The 9,587-nt window shown below is 68.8% G+C and carries 9 protein-coding genes; 6 read left to right on the plus strand and 3 right to left on the minus strand.

Annotation, left to right across the window (positions count from 1 at the left end; translation table 11 throughout):
• Positions 1-131: 131 nt before the first annotated feature.
• A complete protein-coding gene (locus ACWGSM_RS06670) occupies positions 132-1,274 on the minus strand; it encodes an ABC transporter substrate-binding protein (RefSeq protein WP_452322147.1) in 1,143 nt (380 codons plus the stop codon).
• Between the two features lie 214 nt (positions 1,275-1,488).
• Positions 1,489-3,264 carry an aspartate--tRNA ligase gene (gene aspS / locus ACWGSM_RS06675; protein ID WP_452322148.1) on the minus strand — a complete coding sequence of 592 codons (1,776 nt, stop codon included), beginning with the start codon at positions 3,262-3,264 and terminating at the stop codon, positions 1,489-1,491.
• A 100-nt stretch (positions 3,265-3,364) separates the two neighbouring features.
• Between aspS and ACWGSM_RS06680 the strand changes: the two genes are divergently transcribed.
• Positions 3,365-4,006 (plus strand): histidine phosphatase family protein, encoded by a 642-nt coding sequence (locus ACWGSM_RS06680; protein WP_452322149.1) that lies wholly within the window; start codon positions 3,365-3,367, stop codon positions 4,004-4,006.
• Positions 4,007-4,060: 54 nt separating this feature from the next.
• Here ACWGSM_RS06680 and ACWGSM_RS06685 read toward each other — a convergent pair whose 3' ends face one another.
• Positions 4,061-4,948: an NAD(P)/FAD-dependent oxidoreductase gene (locus ACWGSM_RS06685; RefSeq protein WP_452322150.1), complete on the minus strand. Its 888-nt coding sequence runs from the start codon at positions 4,946-4,948 to the stop codon at positions 4,061-4,063.
• 91 nt (positions 4,949-5,039) lie between these two features.
• Here ACWGSM_RS06685 and ACWGSM_RS06690 point away from each other — a divergent pair, with 91 nt between their 5' ends.
• Genes ACWGSM_RS06690 through ccsB form a run of 5 tightly spaced genes read left to right on the plus strand, consistent with a single transcriptional unit; the run spans position 5,040 to position 9,529 of the window.
• On the plus strand, positions 5,040-5,444 hold the full coding sequence (locus ACWGSM_RS06690) for a MerR family transcriptional regulator (protein WP_452322151.1): 405 nt from the start codon (positions 5,040-5,042) through the stop codon (positions 5,442-5,444).
• 23 nt (positions 5,445-5,467) lie between these two features.
• Entirely contained in the window at positions 5,468-6,088 is a 621-nt protein-coding gene (locus ACWGSM_RS06695; protein ID WP_452322152.1) for a TlpA family protein disulfide reductase, read from the plus strand.
• Positions 6,085-6,843, plus strand: coding sequence for a cytochrome c biogenesis CcdA family protein (locus ACWGSM_RS06700; protein WP_452322153.1), 759 nt, complete (start codon positions 6,085-6,087; stop codon positions 6,841-6,843). Before ACWGSM_RS06695 ends, ACWGSM_RS06700 begins: the two co-directional genes overlap by 4 nt.
• Positions 6,824-8,536, plus strand: a complete 1,713-nt coding sequence (resB, locus tag ACWGSM_RS06705) for a cytochrome c biogenesis protein ResB (protein WP_452322154.1) — start codon at positions 6,824-6,826, stop codon at positions 8,534-8,536. The genes ACWGSM_RS06700 and resB overlap by 20 nt, the downstream gene beginning before the upstream one ends.
• Positions 8,537-8,539: 3 nt before the next feature.
• Positions 8,540-9,529, plus strand: coding sequence for a c-type cytochrome biogenesis protein CcsB (gene ccsB / locus ACWGSM_RS06710; protein WP_452322155.1), 990 nt, complete (start codon positions 8,540-8,542; stop codon positions 9,527-9,529).
• Positions 9,530-9,587 lie beyond the last annotated feature (58 nt).

A 9,587-nucleotide genomic window follows, 5' to 3' on the forward strand; every position in this document is an offset into this window, starting at 1 on the left:
CCCCACCCACAAATACACTTATAATTTGGCGGGCTGCTTATTTTTTTTATATGCGCCCGGGGGGGCGGTGGTCGCGGGCCCGGCGGTGGTGGGGGCGGACGCCGCGGCATCCGCCCCCGTGATCAACGCGGTCACTGAACCGCCACGGCCCACTTCTCGCCGAGCAGCGTGCCGGCGTCCGTCGACTGCTTCTCAGCAGGGACGACCGTCTCGGCGGGGACCTCGGGCAGCGCGGCCGCGAGCTTCTCGTCGATCGTGCCCGCTGCGGTCATGGCCTCCATGCGGGCCGGACGCGCGCCGCCCTTCAGCCACAGGTTCTGCACGTCGTCGCTGTAGAGGAACTCCTGCCACAGGCGCGCCGCAGCCGGGTGCGGGGCATCCTTGTTGATGGCCTGGTTGTAGTACGAGGCATAGCCGACGCCGTCGAGCACGACGACCTCCCAGTCGGGGTTGTCCTTGCCCGCCGCGGCGTTCAGGTAGTCCCAGTCGAAGACGACCGGGGTCTCGCCGCTGGTGATGGTCGCGGGGGTCACATCGACCTTGAGGAAGTTGCCCGCCTTCTGCAGCTCCCCGAAGAACTCGATTCCGGGCGTGTAGTCGTCCAGGTCCCCGCCGGACTGCACGGTGGCGAGGCCCACGGCGCCGAAGGCGGAGCCGGCCTGGGTCGGGTCGCCGTTGATGGCGACGGCGCCCCTGAAGTCTGCGCCCTTGAGGTCGTCGAGCGAGGTGGGCTCGGAGAACTTCGAGGAGTCGAAGCCGATCGACATGTACCCGCCGTAGTCGCCGACGAACAGCCCGGTGGGCTCCTTCAGTGCGTCGGGGATCTCGTCGAAGTTCTCGACCTTGTACGGCGCGAAGATGTCTGTGCTCTGCAGCGCGACGGCAAGTCCGAGGTCGAACACGTCGGGGGCGGTGTCCAGACCCTTGTTGGTCTCTGCGGCCTGGATCTCCTCGGCGCTGGAGACGTCGGGCGACGCCTCGTTGATGGTGATCTCGGGGTAGCGCTCGGCGAACAGGTCGAGGATCTCGCCGTAGTTGGCCCAGTCGCGCGGCAGCGCGATCACGTTCAGGGCGCCCTCGGCCTTGGCCGCCGCCTCGAGATCTTCGAGGGTGCCGAAGTCGGCAAGCGACGTTGCGGTCGCCGCGTCGACGGACGAGCCGCCGTCGCTGTCGCCCGCGCTGCTGTCGGCGGCGCAGGAGGTCAGGGCCAGGGCGGCCGTGGCCACGAGGGCGATGCCGGCGACGAGGCGCGCACGGCGGGTGATGCTGGTCATCAGGGTTTCCTCTCGGATTTCCCGCGCTCGCGCGCAGGAGTCGGGTTACGAGAGGAAGCTACGGAGCGCGAGTTACGGGGTGGCGGGAGTCCGGTGAACGCGAGGTGTCCTGAGGGCGAATCGGTGAGAGTCCGGCTGGCCCTGCTCTTACGTCGAGGCCCCCGGCTGCAGAGATCAGCAGCCGGGGGTCTCGACGGTAGGCGGGGCCTCGGTGTCAGGCATCCTCGGGTTCGGCGTCGACGCCGGCCTCGGCCCGCTGCTCGGGCGTGATCGGCGCGGGCGCCTCGGTCAGCGGGTCGAAGCCGCCCCCTGACTTCGGGAAGGCGATGACCTCGCGGATCGACTCCGTCTTCGTCAGGTGCTGCATGACGCGGTCCATGCCCAGCGCGATGCCGCCGTGCGGAGGAGCGCCGAACTTGAACGCTTCGAGCAGGAAGCCGAACTTCTCCTCAGCCTCATCCTCGGTGATCCCCATCACGCCGAAGACGCGCTTCTGCACGTCTTCGCGGTGGATGCGGATCGATCCGCCGCCGAGTTCCGACCCGTTGCAGACGATGTCGTACGCGTACGCGAGTGCGGATGCCGGGTCGGTGTCGAACGTCGCCTCGAACTCGGGCTTCGGCCCGGTGAACGCGTGGTGCACCGCCGTCCAGGCGCCGGAGCCGACGGCGACGTCGCCGGATGCCACGGCGTCGCCTGCGGGCTCGAACATCGGCGCGTCGACGACCCACGTGAACGCGAACACGTCCGGGTCGAGCAGCTCGAGGCGGCGGCCGATCTCGACGCGTGCGGCGCCGAGCAGCGCGCGGCTGGCCTTCGTCTCGCCCGCGGCGAAGAACGCGCAGTCGCCGGGCTTCGCTCCCACGAGCTCCGCGAGGCCCGCCTGCTCGGCCTCGGACAGGTTCTTGGCGACGGGGCCGCCCAGCGTTCCGTCCTCGTTGAAGAGCACGTAGGCGAGGCCGCGGGCACCGCGCTGCTTGGCCCAGTCCTGCCAGGCGTCCAGCGTCTTGCGGGGCTGCGACGCGCCGCCGGGCATCAGCACGGCGCCGACGTACTCCGACTGGAACACCCGGAACGGCGTGTTCACGAAGTAGTCGGTCGCCTCGACCAGCTCGAGTCCGAAGCGCAGGTCGGGCTTGTCGGAGCCGTACTTGGCCATCGCCTCGGCGTAGGTGATGCGCGGCAGCGGGGTCTGCACGTCGACATCGATGGTCTTCCACATCGCGACGATGAGCGACTCCATCATCTCGATGACGTCTTCCTGCTCGACGAAGCTCATCTCGATGTCGAGCTGGGTGAACTCCGGCTGCCGGTCGGCGCGGAAGTCCTCGTCGCGGTAGCAGCGCGCGATCTGGAAGTACTTCTCGACACCGCCGACCATCAGCAGCTGCTTGAAGAGCTGCGGCGACTGCGGCAGCGCGTACCAGCTGCCCGGGTGCAGGCGCGCCGGCACGAGGAAGTCGCGGGCGCCCTCGGGTGTCGAACGCGTCAGGGTCGGCGTCTCGACCTCGACGAAGTCGCGCATGTGCAGCTCGTCGCGGATCGCTTTGTAGACATCCGAGCGCAGGCGCATCGCGGCCGCGGGGCTCGGGCGACGCAGGTCGAGGTAGCGGTGCTTCAGACGCACCTCCTCGCCGATCGGGTCGGACTCGGCCAGGCCGCTCGAGACCTGAAAGGGGAGGGGGGCCGACTCGTTGAGCACGACCACGTCGCCCGCGATCAGCTCGATCTCGCCGGTCGGCAGGTTCGGGTTCTCGTTGCCCTCGGGGCGGCGCGAGACCTCGCCGGTCACCTGCAGCACGAACTCCGAGCGCAGCGGGTGCGCCACCTCTTCGTCGCGGATGACGACCTGCGCAATGCCCGACGCATCGCGAAGATCGATGAACGCGACGCCTCCGTGATCGCGGCGACGATCGACCCAGCCCGAGAGGGTGACGGTCTGACCGATGTGCTCGGCTCTCAATGAGCCTGCCGTGTGTGTGCGAAGCACGGAGATTCCTTCTGATCGGGGAAATACGAACCCGCCCAGTCTACGTGGCGGGTCGCGACGGCCGATCCGGCGGGCTGCCCGCCCGCGATACGGTGGGCGGGTGACGGCACGACGACTCCACCTGGTGCGCCATGGCGAAGTGCACAACCCCAAGCGGGTGCTCTACGGGCGCCTCCCCGACTATCACCTGAGCAAGGCCGGGCGTGCGATGGCGCGTGATGCGGCCGAGCATCTGGCATCCACAGGCCGACCCGTGAGCGAGCTGCGCTGCTCGCCGCTCGAGCGCACCCAGGAATCCGCCGAGCCGTTCGCCGAGCTGTTCGGCCTCGACGCGACGCACGACGCGCGCATCATCGAACCCGCGAACGTGTTCGAAGGGCAGCGGATGTCGCGCGCCCTGCGCAACCCGTTCAACTGGCGCCACCTGCGCCGCCCGTCGGTGCCCAGCTGGGGCGAGCCGTACACGTCGATCGCGACGCGCATGCGCGCGGCGATGGATGAGGCGTGGGATGCCGCCGAGCGGGCCACCGCGACACATGACGGCGACATCGTGTTCGTCTCGCACCAGGCGCCGATCTGGATCACGCACCTCTCGGTCGCCGGCATCACCCTGCAGCACGATCCGCGCACTCGGCGCTGCGCGCTGTCGAGCGTCACCTCGTTCGAGCGCGTCGGCGACGTGTGGCGCGAGGTCGCCTACGCCGAGCCTGCGGCCGAGGGCGTCGACCTCGGCGCGGTCTGAGGCCGCCACCGCACGAGATTCCCCCGTCCGGGCCACGATCGCGCGTCCGCTTGGTCACCCCATCGCGAGCTCCTGCACGATTCCGATTGCCGCCAGCTGACCGGCCGCCGCGGCGAGGGTGACCGCCGCCATGATGCCGGGGAGGCTCGCCCTGTGCGCGAGGTCGCCTGCTGCCGAGACGCCGGCCAGCGACGTGCGACCGAACTCATCGATCTCGATGGCGCCGCTGGGGAGCATCCGCAGACCGAGCTGTTCCGCGAAGGGAGAGCGCTGCCGTGCGGTGGCGCTCGTCACGAAGAGTCCGTCGACCCGGACGGCATCGCCCGCGACGACCAGCACGCCGTGCTCATCCGCTGCGACGGACTCCACGGCAGCGCGGTGCACCCTGGCACCCAGCTCTTCGAGCGCCAAGAGCTGCCCATCGTCCATCTCGTCATCGAAGACGACGATGTCGGCGCCGATGGGACGCAGCATCCGCACGATGTGCTCTGCTCGGTTCCCGCCGAGCACGCCGACCGTACGGCCCGCGAACTCGTGACCATCGCAGAACGGGCAGTTGAACGCGTGCACGCCCCACAGTGCAGCCAGGCCGGGGATGCCGGGCAGATCGTCCGTCACGCCCGTCGCGAGCATGACCCGCGGTGCCTGCTCGACGGTGTCGTCATCGAACTGCACCTCGAATCCTGCCGCGACGCGCGACACCGCGGTGACCCTTTTCTCGCGAAGGTCGATGGTCTCGTACTCGTCGAGCTCCGACCGTGCGATCGCGCGAAACTCCGCTGGGGGAGTGCCGTCATTGGTCAGGACGTTGTGCATGTGCAGCACCGCGCCGTTGCGGTACTCGCCGGAATCGACGATGAGGGCCGAGCGGTGCATCCGACCCAGCGTCAGTGCCGCCTGCAGGCCGGCGGGGCCCGCTCCGATGATGATGACGTCGCGCATATGCGTCCTCCTGATGGGTCTCGGTCTTGCGATTCCTGTCAGTCTGTGACTTCATGTCAACATGAAGTCAAGCACCGAAGGGTCCTGGTCGGTGGGTGAGGTCGCTGCCCGCTTCTCCCTGCCGACGAACGTGCTGCGACACTGGGAGTCGGTCGGCCTTCTCTCTCCAGGGCGCGACACTGCAGGACGACGTCGCTACGGCCGCGACGACGCGGTGCGCGTTGCGGTCATCCTGCGCAGCAAGGCCGCCGGGATGAGCCTGGATCAGATCGAGCATCTGCTGAAGCGAGACATGGCGGGCAGGCACCGTGTGCTGCAGCAGCACATCGACGATCTCGACCGGCGCATGGCCGAGATGCGGCACTCCAAGGCGATGGCCGAGCATGCGCTGAGATGCTCGGCGCATGACATCTCCACATGCCCGCGCTTCCGCGCGGAGCTGTCCGATCTGATCGCCGAACTCCCTGAGCCGCGGTTCGGCTCAGAGCGCGCATAGGAACCGCGCGTACGATTCCCAGCGTGTCCGTGCCTGCTCGTTCCTTTCGCGGCGCCTGGCGCATCGGCGCCGCTGCGCTCGCCGCGACGCTCGCCATCGGTCTGAGCGCGTGCGCGCCCGACCCCATGGTCGAGGCGTACAAGAACGGCGATCAGAAGGCGTACACCTCCGCTGATTTCCGCGTCGAGTCGATCCCCGCAGCCGAGCGCAAGACGCCGGTCGATTTCGGCGGAGTCACCGAAGACGGCGAGAAGTTCTCGAGCGACGACATCCGCGGCGAGGTCGCCGTCGTCAACTTCTGGTACGCGGGATGCGGCCCGTGCCGCGTCGAAGCCGAAGACCTCGAGGCCACCTGGCAGAAGCACAAGGCCGACGGCGTGCAGTTCATCGGCGTGAACATCTACGACCAGGCCGACACCGCGAAGGCCTTCGCGAAGACCTACGGCGTGACCTACCCGAGCCTCATGGACGCCACCACCGGCGACGCCAAGCTCGCCTTCGCCCGGGTGACGCCGATCCAGGCGCCGCCCACCACACTCGTGCTCGACAGACAGGGCCGGGTCGCCGCGCGCATCATCGGGCCGATCGACGGCACCTCGATCCTGTCGACGCTCATCAAGGACGCCCTCGAGGAGAAGGCGTGACTCCGGATGCCGTGATCGGAGCCGGAGCGCTCTGGATCGCCATCCCGCTCGCCCTTCTCGCGGGACTCGTGTCGTTCCTGTCGCCGTGCATCCTGCCGCTCGTGCCGGGTTACCTCGGATTCCTCGGGGGAGCGGCGGGCGCCGCGTCCTCGGCACAGGTCACACCGCCCGCCGCTCAGCGCCGCCGGATGCTTCTCGGCGTCCTGCTCTTCATCGCGGGGTTCACGGTGGTGTTCGTCGCCTACACGGTGATCGGCGGCGCGGCATCCGTCTTCTTCCTCGAGTGGGGCGACCTGATCACCCGCGTCCTCGGCGGCGTGGTCGTGCTGATGGGACTGATCTTCCTCGGGCTGTTCGGCTTCGCGCAGCGTGAGTACAAGATGCAGGTCGACTCGACCGCTGGTCTCATCGGCGCGCCGCTGCTCGGCTTCACCCTCGCGATCGGCTGGGCGCCGTGCACCGGCCCGACGCTCGGTGCGATCATCAGCGTCGGCTGGACCCTGGGCGACCCGTGGCGTGCCGGGCTGCTCGGCGTCGCGTACTCGCTCGGCCTCGGCATCCCGTTCCTGCTCGTCGCGCTCGGCTTCGGCTGGGCGACCAGCGCGACCGCCTTCATGCGTCGCCACATCCGCATCGTCAACATCGTCGGCGGCGCGCTGCTGATCGTGCTCGGTCTGCTGATGGTCACCGGCGTGTGGTCCCAGATCATGTCTCGACTCACGGCGGTGATGAGCAGTGTCATCCTCCCCCTCTGATCGCTCCGAGGGCACGGCGGCGGCATCCGACCCGCTGCGTCCCTCCGATCACATCGACTCGGCAGCGGTCGACGACGAGATCACCCAGCCCAGGCTGGGTGCCGTCGGCTGGCTGCGGTGGGGCTGGCGCCAGCTGACGTCCATGCGCGTCGCGCTGGTGCTTCTGCTCCTGCTCGCCATCGCGGCGATCCCCGGATCGGTGTTCCCGCAGCGCACCGCCGACCCCAACGGCGTGGTGCAGTACAAGCAGAACAACCCCGAGATCTTCCCGGCGCTCGATGCCCTCAGCATGTTCGACGTGTACTCGTCGCCGTGGTTCTCGGCCATCTACCTGCTGCTGTTCATCTCGCTGATCGGCTGCATCATCCCGCGCATCAAGCACCACGCCAAGGCGCTGCGCGCTCTGCCGCCACGCACCCCGGCGCGGCTCGGCCGGCTCGAGCACCACCGGTCGGCGACGCGCGAGAACGGCGACGCGGCCGCCGCGATCGATGTCGCCGAGAAGCAGCTGAAGTCCCTCGGCTACCGCGTCGCACGCTACGACCGCGGCCGGACGTGGTCGGTCTCGGCCGAGCGCGGCTACTGGCGCGAGACCGGCAACCTGCTCTTCCACATCGCCCTCGTGGGCGTGCTCGTCACCGTCGGCCTCGGCGGCGGGTTCGCGTACACCGGTCAGCGCGTGGTCATCGAGGGCGCCAGCTACGTCAACACCCTGATCGACTACAACTCGATCAACCGGGGCCGTTTCGTCGCCGACGACTCGCTCCAGCCGTACGCGCTGACCCTCGACTCGTTCGACGTCACCTACGAGGACTTCGGCACGCCCGGTGCCGGTCAGGCCGGCAACTTCGCCGCCAACCTCTCGGTGCGAAACGTCGACGGCTCGACCAGCAAGGGCACCGTGCGCGTCAACCACCCGTTGCACGTGGGCGGCGACAGCATCTATCTGCTCGGAAACGGCTATGCGCCCACCATCACCGTGCGCAATGCCGAAGGCGAGAAGGTGTTCAGCGGCCCGGTGGAGTTCCTGCCGCAGGACAGTGCGATGACCTCGCTGGGCGTGGTCAAGATCACCGACGGCATGCCCGAGCAGCTCGGCATGATCGGGTTCCTGTACCCGACGCCGCTGAAGATGAAGAGCGGGGCGTACACCTCGGTGCACGGCGCACTGAACCTGCCGCTGCTGACTCTCGACGTCTACCAGGGAGACCTCGGCGTCGACGGCGGCAAGGCGGTCTCGGTGTTCGAGCTGAACACCGACGGCCTCGAGAAGCTCAACGGCCGCACCACCGACACGAAGTCGATCGAGCTGCAGCCCGGCGAGACGGCTGACCTGCCCGACGGTCTCGGTACGGTCACGTTCGAGAACATGTCGCCGGAGGGCGCGAAAGGCACCCTGCAGTCGGTCAAGCGCTATGTCTCGCTGCAGATCCATCACGACGCCTCGGCGCCGTGGGTGCTGGCGTTCGCGCTGCTCGCCCTCGGCGGCCTGGGGGTCGCCCTCTTCGTGCCGCGTCGGCGCATGTGGGTGAAGGCCACCGCCGCCGACGACGAAATCCACCTCGAGTACGCCGCGCTCGCGCGCGGTGACGATCCCACCCTCGCCGCCGCCGTGGACGACCTCGTCCGCGGACACGAGCGGCTTCTCGAAGCGGCCGTGCCCGAAGGCGCGACCCCCGCACAGGGAGACTGACACATGCCCGACCTCGATTCGATCTCGATCCTCACGCTGTGGACGGCCATCGCCGTCTACGCCGGCTCGTTCATCGCCTACGCCTTCGACCTCGCTCGTCGCTCCTCGGCGACGACCGCCGAGGTCGAGACGCCGGTGCTGGTCGCGGCCGGCGGAGCGGATGCCCGTGGCGCCGGCTCACCGGCATCCGGAACCGCCGCACGCGGCGCAGGGAAGAGCGGCGCGCCACGCTACATCTTCGCCCGCATCGGCACGGCGCTGGCCATCCTCGGCTGGCTGTTCCACCTCGTCTCGACGCTGACTCGCGGCTTCGCCGCCGGACGCGTGCCCTGGGCGAACCTGTACGAGTTCGCGATGGTCGGCACGCTGCTGATCATGGCCGTCTACCTGGTGGTGCTCACCCGCATCGACCTGCGCTACCTCGGCACATTCATCTCGGGCCTCGTCGTCGTGCTGCTCGGAGCCGCCGCCGCGAACTTCTACGTCTCGGTCACGCCGCTGGTCGACCCGCTGAAGTCGGTCTGGCTCGTGATCCATGTGTTCGTGGCCTCGCTGTCGACCGCGCTGTTCGCCCTCGCGTTCGCCCTGTCGGTCATGCAGCTCATGCAGTCGCGGCGCGAGCGTCGCATCGCCGAAGGAGTCGAGAGCGCCGGCCCGGGGTTCCTGCGCACGCTGCCGAACACGGTGCGCCTCGAGAACATGGCCTACCACTTCACCGTCGTCGGCTTCATCTTCTGGACCTTCACCCTGATCGCCGGCTCCATCTGGGCCCAGGACGCCTGGGGTCGCTACTGGGGCTTCGACGTCAAGGAGACCTGGACCTTCATCATCTGGGTGCTCTACGCCGGGTACATCCACGCCCGCGCGACGCGCGGCTGGCGCGGCAACCCCTCGGCCTGGCTGTCGATCACCGGCTTCACCGCCGTGATCTTCAACTTCGCGATCGTGAACGTCTTCTTCAAGGGCCTGCACGCGTACTCCGGCCTGAGCTGAGCTGAGCTGAGCTGAGCTGAGCACTTGGCCTGGGCCTTTGGCCCTTGCGCCGCGCGGA

Source organism: Microbacterium sp. NPDC055521 (genome assembly GCF_053619695.1).